Source organism: Parvibaculum sp. (genome assembly GCF_035325945.1).
Classification (GTDB): Bacteria; Pseudomonadota; Alphaproteobacteria; order Parvibaculales; family Parvibaculaceae; genus Parvibaculum.
In genome coordinates this window covers 124943-144911 of sequence record NZ_DAOKYX010000004.1, presented here as the reverse complement: position 1 = coordinate 144911, position 19969 = coordinate 124943, and the positions used below count along the sequence as shown (strand labels likewise).

Genomic DNA, 19969 nt, shown 5'->3' with positions numbered 1-19969 from the left:
CCGTGGCCCGTGCCGTGGTCGTAATCGAGGCCCGCCTTCCAGAGCGCCATGCGCGCGAAGGCATCGAGCTGCGCGCCGGACGTGCCTTCGGGGAAGCGCGCCGTCGCGATGGCGATGTGCCCCTTCAGAACGCGGGTGAAGCGGTCGCGCTGTTCGGGCGATGCCTCGCCGATGGCGACGGTTCGTGTCACGTCGGTCGTGCCGTCAAGATATTGCGCGCCCGAGTCGACGAGAAAAAGTTCTCCCCTTTCGAGCGGACGGTTGGTCGCCGTCGTCACCCGGTAATGCACGATGGCGCCATTGGCGCCCGCGCCGGAAATCGTGTCGAAACTCAGGTCGCGAAGCTCGTTCGTCTCGGCGCGGAAGGCTTCGAGTGCTTTCGCCGCCGCTATTTCATCGACGCCGCCCCTGGGCGCTTCGCGGCCGAGCCATGCGAGGAATTTCGTCAGCGCGCGCCCGTCGCGCAGATGCGCCGCGCGCGTGCCCCTGATCTCCGCCTCGTTCTTGCATGCCTTGGGCAGCTCGCAGGGGTCGGAGCCGCGCTTCACCTCGGCGCCCGCGGCCTTCAGCCGGTCGTGGATCCATGCGGCGCAGGTTGCGGGATCGATGAGAACGGTCGCCTTCTTCGCGCCGAGTTCGTTCAGCGCGTGGCCGAGCGCCTCGCGCGGATGCAGCCGCGCAACGGGCGAGAGATGCGCGCGGGCGTCAGGCCCGATCTTCCGCTCGTCGATGAACAGATCGGCGGCGCCGTCCTCGTGCAGGATCGCGAAGGAGAGGGGAAGCGGCGTGTGCGGCACATCCGCGCCGCGAATGTTGAAGGCCCAGGCGATCGAGTCGGGCATGGTGAGGATGGCGGCATCGACATCGTCGCTCATGAGGGCGCCCGTCAGCCGGCCGATCTTTTCGGCGGCGGGTTCGCCCGCGAACTCGATGGGGTGGGGCGTGACGGGCGCGGCCGGCGGCTCGGGCTGATCGATCCAGACAGCGTCGAGCGGATTTCCATCGACCGCGACGAGCGTCGCGCCGGCCTTTTCCGCCGCCGCCTTGTAGCGCGCCACCGCATCGACCGTGTGAAGCCATGGATCGTAGGCGAGCCTTGCGCCCTTCGCGAGGTTCTGTTCGATCCAGCGCGCGGGCGGCTCCTCGACCAGATGATGCGGCGCGAAGGTCGCCACATCGACCTGCGCGCGAACCTGCAATGTGTAGCGGCCATCGACGAAGATCGCCGCCTTGTCGAGGAGCACGATCGCCATGCCCGCCGAGCCCGAAAAGCCGGTCAGCCAGCGCAGGCGCTCGGCATGGGGCGGCACATATTCGCCCTGATGTTCGTCGGCACGAGGAATGAGAAAGCCATCGAGGTCGCGCCGCTTCAGCTCTTCGCGGAGGCGTCGGGCGCGTTCGATGCCGAGGGTGGGGTCGGCTGTGTCATCGAAGGTCTGGAACATGAAAAGAATGTATGTCCTGCGCGCGCGGGCGGCAACGGGGATCGGCTACCCCTCGATCCGCAGCGTCACCCAGTCGCCCATGGGCTTGCGCGAGCGGAGGTAAAGACCTTGCGCCCGCATGGCGCTCGTCACCATGGCCTCCTGTATGCGGAGGATGCCGGAGAGCACGAGCGTGCCGCCGGGCCGCAGATGAGCGCGGAAGGCGGGCGCGAGCGAGACGAGCGGGCGGGCGAGAATGTTGGCGACGATAAGATCATAGGGCGCGCGCGCCGCAAGCGCGGGATGGCCGAAGCCGGCGGCCGCGACGGCGGTCACGAATGAGCCGACGCCGTTCTTGCGTGCATTCTCCCTCGCGGTTCTGACCGCGACTGGATCGATGTCGCTGGCGAGCACGGCGCAACGGGCGAGCCGCGCAATGGCGATGGCGAGCACGCCCGTTCCCGTGCCGATGTCGAGGGCGTTGAGTCTCACACCTTGCCGCACGATGTCGGAGATATATTCGAGGCAGCCCATGGTCGTCTCGTGATGTCCGGTGCCGAAGGCCTGACCCGCATCGACGAGGATCGGGATCGCGCTGGCCGGAACCTTGTCGGCGTCGTGACTGCCATGGACGAAGAAGCGTCCGGCCTGAACCGGATCGAGCCCTTCGAGCGATTTCGTCACCCAGTCGATCTCGGGCATCTGCTCGATGGCGAGGTCGGCTGCATCGACACCCGTTTCATGCTCGATGGGGGCGAGGAGGGCGCGCAGTGTCTCCATGTCCGGCTCGTCGGCGTAAAGCACCTCGATGCGCCAGTCGCCATGCGCGACGACCTCGTTCCACTCCGACGATGTCTGAACGAGCGTCGCCGTACCTTCGTTCGCCTCGCTGGTGGAAACGGCGAGCGCCTCGGGCTCAAACGCCGCGCCCAGCGCATCGGCGAAGTTATCCGCCGCTCTGTGGGGAACGATGAAGGACAGTTTCCATGTGGCCATGGTCAGGCCCGTTCGAGGAAGCTGTCGATCACTTTCTTGCGGCCGGCCTTGTCGAAATCGACGGTAAGCTTGTTGCCGTCGATCATGGCCACTTCGCCATAGCCGAATTTCTGGTGGAAGACGCGCTCGCCCCGGCGATAGGTCGCGGCGGCGGGATCGCTCGTCGCGACGAGATCGGCGTGAACCTCGAGATCGGGCGCGCGTGTTTTCGAGGTGGTGCGCGCCATGGTCTGGGCGCGCTTCCAGCCCGGGCTCGCATAGTCGCTCCCTTGCGCGAAATCCTGCGCGAAGCGGCTTGGCGCATAGCTCTGATAGCTCGATGCGCCCATCGCGCTTTGCACGACCTCCAGATGTTCCTGCGGCATCTCGTCGATGAAGCGCGAAGGAATGGCGCTCTGCCAGAGATTATGGACGCGCCTGTTGGCGGCGAAGGAGACATGGGCCTGTTTGCGCGCGCGGGTGAGGCCGACATAGGCGAGGCGGCGCTCTTCCTCGAGTCCCGCGACGCCGCTTTCGTCGAGCGCGCGCTGATGCGGGAAAAGCCCTTCCTCCCAGCCCGGCAGGAACACCGTATCGAATTCAAGGCCCTTGGCGCTGTGCAGCGTCATCAGGTTCACCTTGTCGCCCGTTTCCTGCGCCTCGATTTCCATGACGAGCGAAATATGTTCGAGATAGCCAGCGAGGTTTTCGAAATGCTCCATCGAGCGCACGAGTTCGCGCAAATTGTCGAGCTTGCCGGGCGCATCCGCCGATTTGTCGTTCTGCCACATCTCGGTGTAGCCCGACTCGTCCAGGATGATTTCGGCAAGCTCCGTATGTGGCATGCCGGGAATGAGCGAGCGCCAGCGATCGACCATTTCGACGAAGCCCGTCAGCGACCGGCGCGGCGCGGGCTTCAGCTCCTCGGCTGTTGTCAGCGCGCGGGCGGCGCGCATCAGCGATATGCCTTGCGCGCGCGCGAGCTGGCGGATCGTCTGCAAGGCAACGTCGCCAAGGCCGCGGCGCGGCTTGTTGACGATGCGCTCGAAAGCGAGATCGTCGTCGGGTTGGGCAACGAGACGCAGATAGGCGTTCGCGTCGCGGATTTCGGCGCGCTCATAGAAGCGCGGGCCGCCGACGACGCGATAGGGAATGCCGAGATTGATGAAGCGGTCTTCGAATTCGCGCATCTGAAAGGAGGCGCGAACGAGGATCGCGATTTCGTGGAGCATGTGCCCCTTGCGCTGCAATTGCTCGATTTCCTCGGCGATGTTGCGCGCTTCCTCCTCGCCGTCCCAGTAGCTCGATACCTTGACCTTCTGTCCCTCGTCGGCATCGGTCCAGAGCGTCTTGCCGAGGCGCGCCTCGTTGGCTGCTATGAGGCCCGAGGCCGCGCCCAGAATTTGCGGCGTGGAGCGATAGTTTCTTTCGAGGCGGATCACCTTCGCGCCCGGGAAGTCCTTCTCGAAGCGCAGGATGTTGTCGACCTCCGCGCCGCGCCAGCCATAGATCGACTGGTCGTCGTCGCCCACGCAGCAGATGTTCCTGTGCTTCTGCGCGAGCAGGCGGAGCCAGAGATATTGCGCGACGTTGGTGTCCTGATATTCGTCGACGAGCATGTAGCGGAAGCGATCCTGATACTCGGCAAGAATTTCGGGATGCTCCTGGAAGATGCGCAAGGGCTCGAGCAGCAGGTCGCCGAAATCGGCGGCGTTCAGCACCTTCAGCCGGAGCTGATAGGCCTGATAGAGTTCCGCTCCCTTGCCATTGGCGAAGGCCTGCGCCTCTCCGGCGGGCACCTTGCCGGGGGTGAGCCCGCGGTTTTTCCAGCCGTCGATATAGTTGGCGAGCTGGCGGGCGGGCCAGCGCTTCTCGTCTATGCCTTCCGCCTCGATGATCTGCTTCATGAGACGGATCTGGTCGTCGGCGTCGAGAATGGTGAAATCGGATCTGAGGCCCGCAAGCTCCGCATGGCGGCGGAGCATCTTCGCACCGATCGAATGGAAGGTGCCGAGCCACTGCATGCCCTCGACGACACCGCCGATGAGGCGGCCGATGCGCTCCTTCATTTCGCGCGCGGCCTTGTTGGTGAAGGTGACGGCGAGAATCTGGCCGGGAAAGGCGCGGCGCGTGGCAAGCAGGTGGGCGAGCCGCGTGGTCAGCACGCGGGTCTTGCCGGTGCCTGCGCCAGCGAGCACGAGGACGGGGCCGTCCAGCGCCTCGACGGCCGAGCGCTGCTCCTCGTTCAGCCCTTCCAGATAGGGCGCGCGCATGCCGGCGAGCGCCGCCGCGCTCGTCGTGCGCGCAGTCGTTTCTTCGGGAATGGACCCAAGGTCGAAGGGGTCGCTCGTCATCTCGCCGGTGCCAGAGGGTGCGGGTGCGGGTTCGTGTGCGGGCGAGTATAGCACGAGGATCGTGCCCGATTCGGTACGGAATTCCGCGCCTTTTTGCCGTGATGGCTTGGTTTCGCGCCGCGTTGCCGATAGATAGAGGCTGTAGCACATGCCTGCAAGCCCGATGGAAGGGCGCCCCGATGGCCCTTGTGACGACCCGCTTTTCGCGGAATTTCTATGTCCAGTCCCGCCGCTGGCAGCGGAGACTGATTTTCATCGCGGGCGGGCTCGTGGTCGGCGCGGCGGCGGTGGCGCTGGCTATCCTCTCCGATCGGGCGATGTTCGCGTTTCACCGCCTGCGCGAGGCGGCGCCTTGGGCCGTCTATATGGTCACGCCGCTCGGTTTCGGCCTCACCGCCTATCTCGCCAACCGCTATTTTCCGAATACGGGCGGCAGCGGCATTCCGCAGGCGATCGCCGCGCGCACATTGAGCGACCCGGCCGAGCGCGGGAGGCTGGTCTCGGTCCGCATCGCTATCGGCAAGATATTGCTGACCCTTCTGGGGCTGCTCGCCGGAGCGTCGACCGGCCGGGAAGGTCCTTCGGTGCAGGTGGGCGCCTCGCTCATGTTCGCGCTGGGGCGTGTTTCCCGGCGCCACCAGTCCGGCCTCATTCTCGCCGGTTCGGCTGCGGGCGTTGCTGCGGCCTTCAACACGCCGCTTGCAGGCATCGTCTTCGCCATCGAGGAGATGAGCCGCTCCTTCGAGACGCGGACGAGCGGCCTCATAATCGGGACGATCATTGCGGCCGGCGTCACCTCCATGGCGATCCTTGGCAATTACACCTATTTCGGCACGACGGAGGCCGTGCTTGAGAACTGGCGAGACTGGCTCGCCGTGCCGGTCTGCGGCGTCGCGGGCGGGCTCATGGGCGGGCTCTTCGCACGCATCCTCATCGCATTCGGCGCCGGGCTGCCGGGGCGTGCCGGGCGGTGGATCAAGTCGCGGCCCATCCTCTTCGCCATCGGCTGCGGTATGGCGGTCGCGCTGTGCGGTTTTCTTTCAGGCGGCGCCATACACGGGACGGGATATGCCGAGGCCAAGGCCGCGCTGCATGCGCAGGAGGCGCTGCCGATCGCCTATGCGCCGCTGAAGATGCTGGCGACGATCTTCTCCTCGATCTGCGGCGTGCCGGGCGGCATCTTCTCGCCGTCGCTTTCCGTCGGCGCGGGCGTCGGCTCCGAGATCGCGCGGCTCTTTCCCGAAACGCCGGCAGGCGCGCTGGTGCTGCTCGGCATGGTGTCCTACTTCACCGGCGTCGTGCAGGCTCCCATCACGGGCTTCGTGATCGTGTCCGAGATGACGGACAATCACGAGCTTCTGGTGCCGCTGATGCTCGCGGCGCTGATCGCGCAGGGCACATCGCGGCTGATCTGCCGGGAAGGCGTCTATCACGCCCTGTCGAAGAATTTCCTGCCTAGGCCACCGTCTTCCGCCTGATGCCGATGACGCGGCCCGCCTGGACGGGGCGGGGAAGCGCGCGATGCTCCTCCATCATGGCGGAGATCCTTGCCTGATGCGCCTCGGAGAAGGACGAGATGCGCCGGGTCTTCATGTCGACATGCACGCACATCTGCTCGGATGTCGCGGCGAGATAGCCCTTCTCGGCGTGATACATGTGGCCGAAGAAGTGGACGCGCTTATCGTCCCAGTCGAGAAGCTGATAGGTGACGCGGACGGGATCGCCCTCCATCAGCTCGTTGAGGTAGCAGACATGAACCTCGACCGTGAAGGTCGTGCCTTCGCCTTCTTGCGTGTACTCCCAGCCGATGCCCAGATCGCCGAAGGGCTTGCCCAGCGATTCATCGAAGAGCAGGTGGTAATAGGCCATGTTCATATGGCCATTGAGGTCCACCCAGGCTTTCTCGACCTTGCGCGGCGGGCATTCGACAGGGCTCGTCATCTTTCCTCTCTCGTGCGTCGTTATCATCGAAGCGGGGGCATGCTAGTTTAGAAAGGGTGGAGATCAAGAGGCAGCGATGGCCCATGCCGGAGAAAGAGCGCGACAGAGCGCGATAGACGAGCTGCGGGCGCTTGCGGGCGAGCGGCTCGTCACATCGGCGGCGGTGCGCGAAGCGCATGGGCGCGACGAAAGCTGGCACCCTTGCGTTCCGCCGGACGCGGTGCTCTTCGCGGAGACGACAGAGGAAGTTTCAGCCGCCGTCAGGATTTGCGCGCGCCATCGTCTCCCGGTCATCCCGTTCGGCACCGGCACTTCGCTCGAAGGACATATTTCCGCGCCGCATGGCGGGCTTTCGCTCGACCTCAGCCGCATGAACCGCATCATCTCCGTCAATGCAGCCGATCTCGACGCGCATGTCGAGGCGGGTGTGACGCGCAAGGCGCTCAATGCCTATCTGCGCGATACGGGGCTTTTCTTCCCGATCGACCCCGGCGCCGATGCCAGCCTGGGCGGCATGGCGGCGACGCGCGCCTCGGGCACCAATGCGGTGCGCTACGGCACCATGCGCGAAAACGTGCTGAACCTCACCGCCGTCATGGCTGATGGGCGGATCGTGCGCACGGCGCGGCGCGCACGGAAATCCGCGGCGGGATATGATCTCACCCGGCTGCTCGTCGGCTCGGAGGGCACGCTCGGAATCATCACCGAGCTGACCGTCCGCCTCTATGGCATACCGGAGGCCATTTCGTCGGGGATCGTTTCCTTTCCGGCATTCGAGGGCGCGATCGACGCCGTCATCGCGACGATCCAGTCGGGGCTTCCGGTGGCGCGGATCGAATTTCTGGACGAGGTGCAGGTCGCGGCCTGCAACCGCTATTCGAAGCTCACTCTGCCGGAAACGGCGCTTCTGCTCGTCGAGTTTCATGGCAGCGAGGCTTCCGTCGTTCAGCAGGCGGAGCGCTTCGGCGCAATCGCGCGCGACAATGGCGGCGGCGCGTTCGAATGGGCGACGCGCGCGGAGGAGCGGACGCGGCTTTGGGAAGCGCGCCACAATGCGCTTTATGCGGCACTCGCGCTCCAGCCCGGCAAGAAGGGCATGATCTCCGATGTGTGCGTGCCTATTTCGCGTCTTGCCGAGGCTGTGGCGGGGACGAAGGCCGATCTCGCCTCTTCGCCGCTCGTCGCCCCCATCGTCGGCCATGTCGGCGATGGGAATTTTCATCTCATCATGCTTGTCGATCCGTCGAACGCGGCAGAGATGGCCGAGGCGAGGCGCATACATGACCGGATGGTCGATCGCGCGCTCGCGCTCGACGGCACCTGCACGGGCGAGCACGGGATCGGCGAGGGCAAGATCCGGTTTCTCGAGGCGGAGCATGGGGAAGGCATCGCCGTCATGCGCGCGATCAAGCGGGCGCTCGATCCGCTGAACATTCTCAATCCCGGAAAGATGTTCACGCTCTGAGGGTCAATGCACGAGCGTCACGATGACGTTGACGGCGAGGGCGACAAGCACGGTGTTGTAGAAAAACGAGACAATGCCGTGACCGAGGGTGAGGCGGCGCATATGCGTCGCGCAGACCTGTACATCGGACACCTGCGCCGTCATTCCGACGACGAAGGAATAATAGAAGAAATCCCAGGCGGTCGGCTCCTTCGTGCCGGGGAAGGCGAGCCCGCCCGCGTCTTGCCGGTGTTTGGCCGTGTCATCGGCGGACGAATAGTAGAGATGGCCGTAATGCGAGGCCATGACCACATGAAGCGTCGCCCAGCCGAGCGGAATGCCGCCCAGCGTGAGCAGAAGTTCCGGCAGGGCGATGCCCGTTCCGCGATTGAGCAGCAGGAAGATCATTCCGATATTGAGGAAGATTGCGGCAAGCGTGATGGCGACGATGAGGCCGATGCCTTCATCCTCGTAATCGGCGCGCAGCCGCAAATGTTCCGGCGTGAGGCGGATCATGAAGGCGACGGTGAGGACGAGATAGACCAGAAACGCCGCATCGCCCGCGAGCGAGAAGCGGATCGGAAGATCGGCCGATTGCGGCATTGAGAGCCAGACAGCGAGGCCGACAAGGCTTGCGAAGTAGAACCGGCCATGGTGGAGCGCGTGGCGGCGAATGGAACCCAGCATCGGATTTCCTCGGGCAAGATTGTCCGTACCCCATCTAGCGGCCATTTCGGCCCCGACGGCAAGTCCGTATGGCGGGACGTGGGGGAGCTAGTCGAGCGTCTTGCGATAGCGGTTGAGCGCGATGAGGGTTGCCGCCAACAGGAAGATGGCGATGGCGGCTGTATCGGCGCGGATATCGGCGACACCGTTCCCTTTCAGCAGGATGCCGCGAATGATCCGCAGGAAATGGGTGAGCGGCAGAAGCTCGCCGATCCATTGCGCCCATTGCGGCATGCCGCGAAAGGGAAACATGAAACCCGAAAGGAGGATCGAAGGCAGAAAGAAGAAGACCGCCATCTGAACGGCCTGAAGCTGATTTCGCGCGAGCGTCGAGAAGGTGAAGCCGACGGCGAGATTGGCGGCGACGAAGAGAAGCACGACGGCGGAGAGAAGGACGAGACTTCCTTCCATTGGCACGTCGAAGAGCCAGCGCGCGGCGCCGAGGATGAGCGCGGTCTGCATGTAGCCGACGGCGATATAGGGAAATATCTTGCCCATCATCACTTCCAGCGGCCGTGCAGGCATGGTGAGCAGGTTTTCCATCGTGCCGCGTTCGACTTCCCGGGTCATCGCGAGCGCGGTGAACATCACCATCGTCATGGTCAGGATCACGCCGATGATGCCGGGCACGATGTTGTATTGCGTGCGCCCCTCAGCGTTGTAGCGCTGGTGGACGATCAGCGAGAAGGGCGGTGCGTCCTGCCTGCGGCCTGCGAGCGGGCCGGTGAGGTCACGCTCGATGGCGCGGGCGGCGAGCAGGTTCACCGCGGAAATCGCGTTTCCGGTCGCGGCGGGATCGGTCGCATCGGCATCGACGAGGAGCGCGGGGTTGGCGCCGCGCACGATGTCGCGCGAGAAATCCGGTGGGATCTCGATCACGAACTGCACCTCGCCGCGCGCCAGGAGCTTGTCGGCCTCGTCCGCCGTTTCCGGGCGGCTCACGATGCGGAAGTAGCCCGTATTCTCCAGCGCGGTGAAGAAGCTCCGCGTGAAAATCGAATGATCCTGCGCGAAGACGGCGGTGGGCAGATGCTTCGGATCGGAATTGATGGCATAGCCGAAAAGGACGAGCTGAAGGATCGGTATGCCGACCATCATGGCGAAGGTGAGCCGGTCCCGTCGCATCTGGATGAATTCCTTGCGCATCAGGGCTGAAAACCGGCCGGTATTGAAGCGGTCACCCAGCATGTCCGTTCACTCGAAATTGTCCGGCGCGCGTTTCATGAGCAGGATGAAGACATCCTCGAGCGTTGGCGTGCCCGCGCGCCATGAGAGATCGGGATCGTGGCGATGTGGTGCGATGGCGCGCTCGAGAGCCGCCGCATCGAGCCCGCTCACATGCAATGTCGGCCCGAAGGGCGCGACCATGTCGATGCCGTCGCGTCCGCTCAATTCGGCGGCGAGGCGGTTGATGCGCTTCAGCGAGTTGCCGGAGACGTTCCATGTCGCAAGGCCCGACTGGGCGATGACCTCCTCCGCCGTGCCACGCGCGAGAAGATGGCCGTAGGCGAGATAGCAGATCTTGTGGCAGCGTTCGGCCTCGTCCATGTAGTGCGTGCTGACGAGAACGGTGAGGCCGCCTTCGGCAAGGGTGTGAATCTCATCCCAGAATTCGCGGCGCGCCTTGGGATCGACGCCCGCCGTCGGCTCGTCGAGAAGGAGCAGCTTCGGCTTGTGCATGATGCTGGAGGCAAGGGCTAGACGCTGCTTCCAGCCGCCGGAAAGCGTGCCCGCGAGCTGGTCGGCGCGGGCCGTCAGACGGAGCTTCGCAAGCGTCGCCTCCACCGCATCCCGCCGGTCGGGCACGCCGTAGATGCTGGCGACGAAGTCGAGATTCTCGCGGATGCTCAGATCTTCATAGAGGCTGAACCTCTGCGTCATGTAGCCGACTTCGCGCTTGATCCTCGGGCTTTCGGTCAGAATGTCATAGCCAAGGCATGTGCCGCGCCCTGCATCCGGTGTGAGCAGGCCGCAAAGGAGGCGGATCGTCGTCGTCTTGCCGCTGCCATTGGGACCGAGGAAGCCATAGATCTCGCCGCGCGCCACCTGCATGTCGACATTGTTGACGACCCTGCGCCCGCCGAAGCTCTTGGTGAGCCCCGTGACGTCGATCGCCAGATCATTACCGGCCGTGGCTGCCATCGTTTCATTCCGGCTTCGGGATCAAGGTCACGCCGACTGGCTGGCCGGGGTGGAAGATTTCCGGCGTCCGGTCGGGCCATGCCTCGACCATGTAAACGAGCTTCGCGCGCGTCTGCTCGCTATAGATGACGGGCGGCGTGAATTCGGCTTGCGGGGAAATGAAGCGCACCGTCCCTTCGAGCCCGGCCGCGCAGGCATCGCAGGCAAGCCGCACCTTGTCGCCGACATGCACGCGCCCAAGCTCGGGCTCCGGCACGAAGAATCGGATCTTGATGTTCTCCGGCGGCAGCAGGGAAACGACGGGCTGGCTGGGGCTCGCGAATTCGCCGACACGGAAATAGACGTCGTCCACAACGCCGCCCTGCGGCGCAAAACCTTCGCGCCGCGAGAGCCTCCAGTTCGCCTGGGCGAGTGCCGCTTCCGCCGCTACCACGGCGGAGGCGGCAGCGTCGATCTGATCCTGCCGGGCGGCGAGCTTGCCAGTCGTCAGTTTCGCATCGAGTTCGCGCACGGCAGCCGTCGCCGCGTCATGCGCCGCGCGGGCGGCATCGAGCGCGGCCTTTGCGACATTGCCATTCGCATAGAGTTTTTCCGCGCGGGCGAGATCGAGCCTCGTCTTTTCGGATGTGGCGGCGGCGTTCGCCCGAGCGGCCCTGATCTGGTCGAGTTCCGGCGCGCGCAGGCCCTTCGACAGGTCTTCGAGCTGGGACTTCGCGCGTCCGAGTTCCGCCGCGGCTTGCGCTTGTCCCGCGACCTCCGCCGTCCGGTCGAGCTGAAAGAGCAGCGCCCCTTCCGCCACCTTGTCGCCGCGCTGCACGGGGATGGCGTCGATCGTGCCTCCGTCAATGGGCGCCACGCGCACATATTCGCCTTCGGCATAGCCCTGATAGCTTCCTTCGGGCCGGCGCTCGCAGGCGGCGAGAAGCAGCGCGGCCGCGCATATCGTCAGGATCGGCGTGAGGCGCATGGGTTCAGGCCCCTCCATCGGCGGCGAGGCCGCGCAGGACGAAATCGAGATGGCTGCTCGTGAATTTCGCGGCGTCGAATTCCTTCATCGCGCCGAAAATCTCTCCGGCAAGCGCGTTCATGAGAATGGGGAAGATGACGCTCTGCGCCGTGGCGACGGGATCGCAGGGCCTGAATTCGCCCCGGTCGACGCCGCGCTCGATGATGCGCGAAACGCTTTTCAGGCCGCGAAGCGCAATTTCGTCGCGGTAGAAGGCGGCAATGTCGGGAAAGTTTCCGGCTTCGGCGAGCACGACCTTCATGATGGCCCGTATCTGGGGCAGGGCGACGATGCCGGAAAGGACTTCGATCAGTTCACGGATGAGCTCGGGCGAGGGCCCCTCGAAGCCCTCGACCAGCGCCTCGGCCGCGCCAATCCGCGCCGAGGCGATCTCGCGGACCATCGCCTTGAAGAGTTCCACCTTGCTGTTGAAATAGAGATAGATCGTCGCCTTGCTGACGCCGGCCGTCTCGGCCACATCGTCGAGACGGGTCGCCGCGAAGCCGCGCTCGGAAAAGAGCGTCAGCGCCGCCGCCATGATCTCGGCAGGGCGGGCCTCCTTGCGTCGCCGTCGCTTGCTTGCGTGGGGCATGGCGTCTCACTAATAACTGACTGGTTAGTAAGTTACATCGAGGCAAGCGGGCGCGCAAGGGCCGGTGTTCTCTAATTTGCGACTATGCGGGCGGAGGGGATGATCTATCCCCGGGAGCCTTCCGGCGGCGTAAGGTCGTCATCATCCGGCGCGGCGGGTTTCCGCTCGATGCGGTTTCCCTCATGGAGGCGCGCCTGGCGTTCGTGTTCGAGTTTCGCCTTTCGCTTCTCGGCCCCCGTCCGGCCGAAACGTACGCGATTGGCCGCGGCGCGCGTTTCCTTTTCGGCGCGTTCGCGACGCTTCTTCTCGTCGCGTTCGTTTTTACGTAATTTGGACAGGTCTATGATATTGCCGTTATCTGAAACCATAATTTGCCCGCAAATTGGCAGCAATCTACGCCAGAACGTTTCTTCTACGCCGAGCCGGAGTCTAGGCGAACACCGGACGACGAGAAACTCCCGGCGGAGTGAAATCGCTTTCGCCGCCACGCCCGTTGTCGCCGATACCCGGAGATAGAGTTGAATTCCGTCCTGTCCACCATTGCAGCGATCATCGTCGTTCTGCTCATCGCGGCGCTGGTGGGGCCGACATTCATCGACTGGAACAGCTTTCGCAACGAGATCGAGGCGCAGGGCGGAAAGCTCACCGGGCGCGAACTCAGGATCGGAGGCGATATCAGCTTCGTCGTCCTGCCGGCGCCCCATCTCACGCTCAACGATGTTTCGCTCGCCAATCTCGGCGGCGCGGAGAATTCCGACTTCGCCCGGCTCGGGCAGATCGATGCTGAGGTCGCGCTTGCGCCGCTTCTCAGCGGAAAGATCAGCGTCACCAGCGTGACCGTGTCGCGGCCGCAGATCCATTTCGAGGTTCTGGCCGACGGAACCAGAAACTGGCAGGGGCTCGTCTCCGGCCCGGTGCAGGAGGACGGCTTTTTCGGCCTCTCCTCGGTCAGCCTTGAAAAGGCGTCGTTCATCGACGGCACGATCACCTATGCAGACCATCGCAGCGGACGGAGCTGGCGGATCGACCATCTGGAAGGCGCCGTGATCGCAACCTCGCTCATGGGACCCATGCGGGCCGATCTCGCCTTCGATGTCGCCGATGCGCCTTTCGCGCTTCGGCTCGCCATCGGAAATTTCTCCGGCCACAGAGCATTCCCCATAACCGCCGAGCTGCAAAGCCGCGCCGCCCCCGCCAAGGTGCTTTTTTCCGGCGTTTCGACCGGCTTCTCGTCGGCTTCGAGGATCGACGGTACGGGCAGCCTCGAGATCGGAACCACGAAGGCGGATGGCGGGCAGAAGGCGCATGCGCCGTTCAGGGTCGAGGCCGGTATCGTCGCCGGCGGCGATGGCGCGAATTTCCGCAATCTCGTCGTCGCCATGGCGGGGACGACGCTCAAGGGCGAGGGCAAGGCCGATTGGTCGGGCCGGCCGAAGGCGTCGCTCAGCCTTGCGGGCGAGGCGCTGACGCTTGATCCGGTGGTTGATCGCCTCGAGGAGTTCGCGGCGGACGGCAAGGTGCCGCTCGGATCGCTGGCGGGCCTTCCCCTGCCGCAATGGTTCGATGCCGATGCGGATGTGCGCGTGGCGGGTCTTCTCGTCCATGACGTGCTCGTCAAGGAGGCGGCTCTCGATCTCTCGTTGCGCGGCGGCAAGCTCACCATCGGCCGCGCCGCGGGCGACATCGGCGGCGGCACGCAGTTCGAGCTGAGCGGCGCGCTGCAGCAGGACGATAGCGAGGGGCGGTTCGAGGGCAAGGTCGGCGTGGCGAGCCGAAATCTGGCGGCGCTCTCGGCCTGGCTTTCCTCGCTCCATGTCGAGCCCGGCGACAGGAAGGCCGATGGCGCCGCGCCCGCGCCGCAAGTGCCGCAGGTGCTGGCGAAGGAGCCGGGCCGGCCTTTCTCGATCGCGTCCGATGTGAGGCTCACGCCAGAGCGCCTCGACTTCCGCAATCTCAGGGCTGCCTATGCCGCAAGCCCGGAGCCCGCCGCGCTCAAGGGCGATCTCTCCTTCGCCGCGATGGATGGCCGCAGGCATGTCAGCGGCACGCTTGCGGCCGGAAAATTCGATCTCGATCCGCTTATCGCGCTCTGGCCGCAGGATGGGCCGAAGCTGTCAGACCTTCTCGATGGCAGCGACGCCGATCTGACGGTGACGGCCGAAAGGCTCACCATTGCCGGTGAAACGGTCGCGGGGCTCGATGCCTCGGCCGCAATGACGGCAAGCGGGCTCGAGGTGCGCCGCTTCAATGCCGCCGATCTCGCCGGGGCGAAGGTCGCATTTGCCGGGACGGTGCAGGGCATGACGGCGGCGAAGCTCGCCGCGCTGCAGGGCAATTTCCACGGCACGATCGATGCGCAGAAAGCCGACGGCCTTCTCAGGCTCGCGGGCATCGCGGCGCCCGGCATGGAGGGGCCGGTGCAGCTTGCCTTCGACGGCACGGCCGGCGAGGCGGTGGACAGCCAGGCCAAGCTAGACACCATCGTCGTCAAGGGTGCGATCGGCTCGAGCCGCGTCGACGCGGTGCTGAAGCGCGGGCGCACGGCCGACGGCAATGTCGACCGGGTGGACCTCATCGCCAACGGGATGAATGGCGACGGGCGGGCGCTCCTGCGGCTTCTGGGATTGAAGCCCGGCGACGGGCTGACGGGCGCGGGCACCATGTCGCTGCAACTGAGCGGTGCGGCGGACAAGCCATACGACACCGCGCTGCGCGTCAATGTGGGCGAGGGGACGCTCGTCGCGAAGGGCGCGCTCACCGATCCTCTGGGAGCGCCGAGCTTTGCCGGCCATGTCGATATTTCGGCCTCGACCATGACCTCGGTTCTCGCCGCGGCGGGGGCGTCTCCCGCCGTCTCGTCCTTCGCGGTCGCGCAGGCGGGCGGACCGAGCTTCGTCCTTTCGACCGATGTGCAGGCGGATGGCGCGGCGCTCGCACTCACCAATCTGGAAACCGTGGCCGGGAATTTTCATCTCTCCGGCGATGCGACCTATGGCGCGGGCGGCGAGGACAAGCGGCCGCAACTGAGTGCGAAGCTCGAAGCGAATGTGATCGATCTCACGCCCGTCTTCGCCACGACCGGGGCGGTGGACCGCACGGCATGGCCTGCAGCGCCGCTCGACTGGTCCGTCCTCGGAACATTCGATGGCGATGTCGCGCTGAAGGCCGGCACGCTGAAACTCGGCACGCTTCGCCTCGACAGGAACGACATGCGCCTTACGCTGGCGAAGGGCGTGCTTTCGGCTACGCCCTTCAAGGCGAGATTTGCGGACGGCAACGCCACCATCGGCGCGCGCTTCGAGGGTGGCGCCTCGGGCGAGCCGGGCATCGGGCTCAATATCGCCGTCGAGGGGGCGGATATCGCGCTTGTCGGGCCGCAAGTCTTCGGCGTGTCCTTCGGCACGGGCCGGATGGACATCAATGCGGAACTCGAAGGGCAAGGGCGGAGCTGGCTTGCGCTCATCTCGTCCGTGTCCGGCGCAGGTTCGTTCCGGACGCGCAGCGCGGGGCTGGCGCCCATGAACCTGCCTGCCTTCAGCGACGGGCTGAAGAAGCTCCGCTCGCTCGACGATTTTACCGCGTTGCAGGAAAGCGCGTTCGGCAAGGGCAATACGCCGGTCAGCGGGCTCGAGGGCGACTTCACGATGAAGGATGCGGTGGTGAGCTTCCGCAAGGAAGGGCTCGAACTCAAGGGCGGCACGGCGAAACTCGCCGCCATGTTCGATCTGGCGCGGCTCGCCGCGGACAGCGAGCTGGAAGTGACGCTCGCTGATCCCGAAGGCGCGCCCGCCTTCACGATCACCGCTGCGGGCAAGGTCGGCGCCGTCGAGCGGCGCATCGACACGGCGGCGCTCCAGAGTTTTGTCTCGACACGGCTCCTCAAGGAGACGGCCGAGAAGGCGGGTCTGAAGTTCATCCCGAAGGAGCTGAAGAAGCTCATCGGCCTTGGCGCGGAGGAGACTGCCGACAAGGCCCCGGCGGCGGCGGGCGTTCCGCTGCCCATGGCGCGGCCGGAACCGAAGGCGTCGCTGAACTAGAGCATTTCCCACATTTTCTGGAAACGCTCGGGCGCCATGCGTTCACGTCGCGCAGGAGGCGGCCTTGGTCTTGAAATGCGCGAGAATATAGACGCGGACGGCGCCTGAAAGATTGCCCTCGCTGTCGCGCGCCTCGTCGATGCGGCGCACAAGCTCGTTCACCGATACATCCAGCGAGCAGGCGATTTCCTTCAGCGCGTCCCAGAAGGGGCGTTCGAGCGAGATCGAGGTGCGGTGGCCGGCAATGGTGACGGAGCGCTTGATCTCTGCGGGCATGCGCCGATCCTTCGGATGTCATCCCGGCGCGGAGGCCGGGATGACATGGTTTTATCAGGTCACTCCGGCGCGATCATCTTCTCGGGCCGGACGATGGCGTCGAATTCCTCATTCGTGACATAGCCGCCACCGACCGCTTCATCGCGAAGCGTGGTGCCGTTCTTGTGCGCGGTCTTGGCGATCTTCGCGGCGTTGTCATAGCCGATCTTCGGCGCGAGCGCGGTCACGAGCATCAGCGAGCGTTCGAGCGCCGCCTTGATATTGTCCTCGCGGGCGACGATGCCGACGACGCAATTGTCGGTGAAGCTCACCGCCGCATCCGCCATCAGACGCACGGACTGGAGGAAGTTGTAGGCCATGACGGGGTTGAAGACGTTCAGCTCGAAATGGCCCTGGCTGCCCGCGAAGGTAAGCGTCGCGTGATTGCCGAAGATCTGCGCGCAAACCTGCGTCATCGCCTCGCACTGGGTCGGGTTCACCTTGCCCGGCATGATCGACGAGCCAGGCTCGTTTTCCGGCAGCGCAAGCTCGCCGAGGCCCGAGCGCGGGCCGGAGCCGAGGAAGCGGATGTCGTTGGCGATCTTGAAGAGCGAAGCGGCGACCGTGTTGATCGCGCCATGGCTGAAGACCATCGCATCATGCGCGGCGAGCGCCTCGAACTTGTTGGGCGCCGTGGTGAAGGGCAGGCCGGTGATGGCGGCGATGCGCTCCGCGACCTTCTCGGCGAAGCCGACAGGCGCGTTGAGGCCGGTGCCGACGGCGGTGCCGCCCTGCGCGAGCTGCATCAGCATCGGCAGCGTCTGCTCGATGCGCGCGATGCCATTCTCGATCTGCTGGGTGTAGCCCGAAAATTCCTGGCCGAGCGTGAGCGGCGTCGCGTCCTGCGTGTGCGTGCGGCCGATCTTGATGATCGACTTCCACGCCTGCGCCTTGTCGTTCAGCGCGTTGCGCAGCTTCTGGAGCGCGGGGATGAGGCGGTGAACGATCTCTTCCGAACAGGCGACATGCATGGCCGTCGGATAGGTGTCGTTCGACGATTGCGACATGTTGACGTGGTCGTTCGGATGAACGGGCTTCTTGGAGCCCATCTCGCCGCCGAGCATTTCGATGGCGCGGTTCGAGATGACCTCGTTCGCGTTCATGTTGGACTGCGTGCCCGAGCCCGTCTGCCAGACGACGAGGGGGAAGTGGTCGTCGAGCTTTCCTTCGATCACTTCCTGCGCGGCCTTGACGATCGCCTCGCCGATCTTCGGATCGAGTCTGTCAAGCGCCATGTTGGTTTCGGCGGCCGCGCGCTTGACGATGCCGAGGGCGCGGACGATGGGAAGCGGCTGCTTTTCCCAGCCGATCCTGAAATTGCCGCGGCTGCGCTCCGCCTGCGCACCCCAATACCGGTCGGCCGCAACTTCGATGGGGCCGAATGTATCGGTTTCCGTCCGGGTCTTCGTCATTTCGCGCTCTCCCTCTACAGGCCATTCGAATTTGGCGCTGATTTAGCACGCGCGGGAGGCGCGGCCAAGGAGCGCCCGCGCGGCGAGGGGGGCCCGGCGCGTGCTCCCGGCAGGCGGAGGCGGCTATTTCTTGCGGAAGGCGTCGAGGCTGACCACGGCGGAATCGCCCGGCGACGAGGGCTGCTCGTCCTTCTCGGGCGTGGGCTTCGGCGCCTCGGTCGGGGCGGGAGCGCCTTCGGGTTTCGCCACTTCGAACTGAAGGCCGAACTGGACGCTCGGGTCGAAGAAAGCCTGCACGGCCGAGTAGGGCACGACGAGCGTTTCCGGGATCTTGTTGAAGGTGAGATCGACGGAGAAGCCGTCCTCGCGTACTTCGAGATTCCAGAACTGGTGCTGGAGAACGATGGTGATCTCTTCGGGATATTGCTTGCGGAGCTTTTCCGAGATTTCCACGCCCGGCGCATCGGTGCGCAAGGAAATGTAGAAATGGTGCTCGCCGGGCAGGCCCTTCTTCTGCGCAACTTCGAGGGCGCGGCGAATGACGCCTCGCAGCGCTTCCTGCGCCATCAGGTCGTACCGCATCAGATCTTCGGCCAAGCTCGTCTCCCAACGCAACAGGCCCGACTCGGGCGGCCGGGCGTATCGTCATGATTCAATCAGCGTTTGCCCGCAAGGTCCAGATGGCGAGCGGAAACGCGCAGACGGCATTCCTGATGCAAAGGGGCGCCGCGCGCAAGTCCGCGATGTGCTTTCAGCCTTCGCCGAAAAGACCCGGGCTCATTTCCGCCGTCCTGCTTTTCGTGGCGCGGTAATGCGCGCGCCAGGCGAGCACTTCCGGCGCGAGGCGGCGGCGCGATGGATGAAATCCCGGCGCGAAATAGGCGAACACGCCGAACATGACGCGGCGCCAGACGCCCGGCGAAATCCAGAGATGGCGGAAGGCGCGCATCCAGGAACGCAGGTTCCGGAACTCGCCGCTCTTGGCCATGAGCCATGCCTGGAGGAGCGGAATGGCGATCATGAAATCGACAGTGGCGACGCCCATGGCGAGCACGCGGCGGAGATAGCCGGAAAGGCCCGGCGCGACGGTGCGGTAGACATCGAAGGCGACGGCCTTGTGCTCTTCCTCCTCCATGGCATGCCAGCGCCAGAGATCGCGATAGAGCGGGTGCGCCCCGGCCATGACGCGCGGATCGCCGAGGATCGATTCGGCAAAGAGCGCGGTGTAGTGCTCATAGGCGCAGGTGACGGCAAGCTGCGTCTTTGCCGGAATCCAGCGCTGCGACACACTCATTGCCCGGCGCATGAGGCGTTCGAAACGCTCGACCGGGATACCTCGCGCGCCGAGGAGGCGATTATAGGCGGAATGCTCGCGCGAGTGGGTTGCCTCCTGCGCGGTGAAGGCCCGCACGTCGCGCCTCAGCGCCGGATCTTCGATGCGGCTTTCGAAGCGGCGCACGCTTTCGATGAAGAAGCGCTCGCCCTCGGGAAAGGTGAGGGACAGGGCGTCGTAGAAATGGCTGATGGCGGGATCGTCCGAATGCCAGTTGACCGGCAGACGCGCGTCGAAATCGAAATGGATGTTCCGCGGCTCAATGGAG

The 19969-nt window shown here is 65.2% G+C and carries 17 protein-coding genes; 3 read left to right on the top strand and 14 right to left on the bottom strand.

All coding sequences use genetic code 11. From position 1 onward, the window contains the following. From PKA57_RS04410 to PKA57_RS04400, 3 genes are all read right to left on the bottom strand, one after another. A partial coding sequence (locus PKA57_RS04410; protein WP_324297878.1) for an aminopeptidase P family N-terminal domain-containing protein occupies positions 1–1445 on the bottom strand: 1445 nt, incomplete at its 3' end. A gap of 45 nt (positions 1446–1490) precedes the next feature. After that, on the bottom strand, positions 1491–2420 hold the full coding sequence (locus tag PKA57_RS04405) for a 50S ribosomal protein L11 methyltransferase (protein ID WP_324297876.1): 930 nt from the start codon (positions 2418–2420) through the stop codon (positions 1491–1493). A gap of 2 nt (positions 2421–2422) precedes the next feature. Beyond that, positions 2423–4753, bottom strand: coding sequence for a UvrD-helicase domain-containing protein (locus PKA57_RS04400; protein ID WP_324297874.1), 2331 nt, complete (start codon positions 4751–4753; stop codon positions 2423–2425). Positions 4754–4932: 179 nt separating this feature from the next. Here PKA57_RS04400 and PKA57_RS04395 point away from each other — a divergent pair, with 179 nt between their 5' ends. Beyond that, positions 4933–6231 (top strand): chloride channel protein, encoded by a 1299-nt coding sequence (locus tag PKA57_RS04395; RefSeq protein ID WP_324297872.1) that lies wholly within the window; start codon positions 4933–4935, stop codon positions 6229–6231. Here PKA57_RS04395 and PKA57_RS04390 read toward each other — a convergent pair. Then, positions 6209–6694: a thioesterase family protein gene (locus PKA57_RS04390; protein WP_324297870.1), complete on the bottom strand. Its 486-nt coding sequence runs from the start codon at positions 6692–6694 to the stop codon at positions 6209–6211. The genes PKA57_RS04395 and PKA57_RS04390 overlap by 23 nt on opposite strands. 76 nt (positions 6695–6770) lie before the next feature. Between PKA57_RS04390 and PKA57_RS04385 the strand changes: the two genes are divergently transcribed. Beyond that, complete coding sequence (locus PKA57_RS04385) at positions 6771–8159, top strand: FAD-linked oxidase C-terminal domain-containing protein (RefSeq protein ID WP_324297868.1); 1389 nt, start codon at positions 6771–6773, stop codon at positions 8157–8159. Between the two features lie 3 nt (positions 8160–8162). Here the strand turns inward: PKA57_RS04385 and PKA57_RS04380 are convergent, their stop codons facing one another. The 6 genes from PKA57_RS04380 to PKA57_RS04355 all read right to left on the bottom strand — a co-directional run bounded on the left by PKA57_RS04380 (position 8163) and on the right by PKA57_RS04355 (position 13092). Continuing rightward, the gene (locus PKA57_RS04380; RefSeq protein WP_324297865.1) at positions 8163–8825 is read right to left on the bottom strand and encodes a DUF1345 domain-containing protein; all 663 of its coding nucleotides are present in this window, start codon (positions 8823–8825) and stop codon (positions 8163–8165) included. Between the two features lie 87 nt (positions 8826–8912). Then, the gene (locus tag PKA57_RS04375; protein ID WP_324297863.1) at positions 8913–10052 is read right to left on the bottom strand and encodes an ABC transporter permease; all 1140 of its coding nucleotides are present in this window, start codon (positions 10050–10052) and stop codon (positions 8913–8915) included. Between the two features lie 6 nt (positions 10053–10058). Then, the gene (locus PKA57_RS04370) at positions 10059–11006 is read right to left on the bottom strand and encodes an ABC transporter ATP-binding protein (RefSeq protein WP_324297861.1); all 948 of its coding nucleotides are present in this window, start codon (positions 11004–11006) and stop codon (positions 10059–10061) included. Positions 11007–11010: 4 nt separating this feature from the next. Beyond that, positions 11011–11973, bottom strand: coding sequence for an HlyD family efflux transporter periplasmic adaptor subunit (locus PKA57_RS04365; protein ID WP_324297859.1), 963 nt, complete (start codon positions 11971–11973; stop codon positions 11011–11013). 4 nt (positions 11974–11977) lie between these two features. After that, entirely contained in the window at positions 11978–12604 is a 627-nt protein-coding gene (locus PKA57_RS04360; RefSeq protein WP_324297857.1) for a TetR/AcrR family transcriptional regulator, read from the bottom strand. A gap of 104 nt (positions 12605–12708) precedes the next feature. Further along, entirely contained in the window at positions 12709–13092 is a 384-nt protein-coding gene (locus PKA57_RS04355; RefSeq protein WP_324297855.1) for a DUF4169 family protein, read from the bottom strand. 30 nt (positions 13093–13122) lie between these two features. Between PKA57_RS04355 and PKA57_RS04350 the strand changes: the two genes are divergently transcribed. Beyond that, positions 13123–16641, top strand: a complete 3519-nt coding sequence (locus PKA57_RS04350; RefSeq protein WP_324297853.1) for an AsmA family protein — start codon at positions 13123–13125, stop codon at positions 16639–16641. A gap of 42 nt (positions 16642–16683) precedes the next feature. Here the strand turns inward: PKA57_RS04350 and PKA57_RS04345 are convergent, their stop codons facing one another. The 4 genes from PKA57_RS04345 to PKA57_RS04330 all read right to left on the bottom strand — a co-directional run. Continuing rightward, positions 16684–16917, bottom strand: a complete 234-nt coding sequence (locus PKA57_RS04345) for a ribbon-helix-helix domain-containing protein (RefSeq protein ID WP_324297851.1) — start codon at positions 16915–16917, stop codon at positions 16684–16686. A 59-nt stretch (positions 16918–16976) separates the two neighbouring features. Further along, on the bottom strand, positions 16977–18368 hold the full coding sequence (fumC, locus tag PKA57_RS04340; protein WP_324297849.1) for a class II fumarate hydratase: 1392 nt from the start codon (positions 18366–18368) through the stop codon (positions 16977–16979). Positions 18369–18491: 123 nt separating this feature from the next. Continuing rightward, positions 18492–18965 (bottom strand): ClpXP protease specificity-enhancing factor SspB, encoded by a 474-nt coding sequence (locus tag PKA57_RS04335; RefSeq protein WP_324297846.1) that lies wholly within the window; start codon positions 18963–18965, stop codon positions 18492–18494. A gap of 154 nt (positions 18966–19119) precedes the next feature. Next, positions 19120–19969: metal-dependent hydrolase (locus PKA57_RS04330; RefSeq protein ID WP_324297844.1), on the bottom strand; the 850-nt coding region annotated here is incomplete at its 5' end.

What these genes read in the sequence shown, in the direction of transcription:
- PKA57_RS04405 (WP_324297876.1), bottom strand. Translation starts at nt 2,420, where the DNA reads ATGGCCACATGGAAACTGTCCTTCATCGTTCCCCACAGAGCGGCGGAT.
- PKA57_RS04400 (WP_324297874.1), bottom strand. Translation starts at nt 4,753, where the DNA reads ATGACGAGCGACCCCTTCGACCTTGGGTCCATTCCCGAAGAAACGACT.
- PKA57_RS04395 (WP_324297872.1), top strand. Translation starts at nt 4,933, where the DNA reads ATGGCCCTTGTGACGACCCGCTTTTCGCGGAATTTCTATGTCCAGTCC.
- PKA57_RS04390 (WP_324297870.1), bottom strand. Translation starts at nt 6,694, where the DNA reads ATGACGAGCCCTGTCGAATGCCCGCCGCGCAAGGTCGAGAAAGCCTGG.
- PKA57_RS04385 (WP_324297868.1), top strand. Translation starts at nt 6,771, where the DNA reads ATGGCCCATGCCGGAGAAAGAGCGCGACAGAGCGCGATAGACGAGCTG.
- PKA57_RS04380 (WP_324297865.1), bottom strand. Translation starts at nt 8,825, where the DNA reads ATGCTGGGTTCCATTCGCCGCCACGCGCTCCACCATGGCCGGTTCTAC.
- PKA57_RS04375 (WP_324297863.1), bottom strand. Translation starts at nt 10,052, where the DNA reads ATGCTGGGTGACCGCTTCAATACCGGCCGGTTTTCAGCCCTGATGCGC.
- PKA57_RS04370 (WP_324297861.1), bottom strand. Translation starts at nt 11,006, where the DNA reads ATGGCAGCCACGGCCGGTAATGATCTGGCGATCGACGTCACGGGGCTC.
- PKA57_RS04365 (WP_324297859.1), bottom strand. Translation starts at nt 11,973, where the DNA reads ATGCGCCTCACGCCGATCCTGACGATATGCGCGGCCGCGCTGCTTCTC.
- PKA57_RS04360 (WP_324297857.1), bottom strand. Translation starts at nt 12,604, where the DNA reads ATGCCCCACGCAAGCAAGCGACGGCGACGCAAGGAGGCCCGCCCTGCC.
- PKA57_RS04345 (WP_324297851.1), bottom strand. Translation starts at nt 16,917, where the DNA reads ATGCCCGCAGAGATCAAGCGCTCCGTCACCATTGCCGGCCACCGCACC.
- fumC (WP_324297849.1), bottom strand. Translation starts at nt 18,368, where the DNA reads ATGACGAAGACCCGGACGGAAACCGATACATTCGGCCCCATCGAAGTT.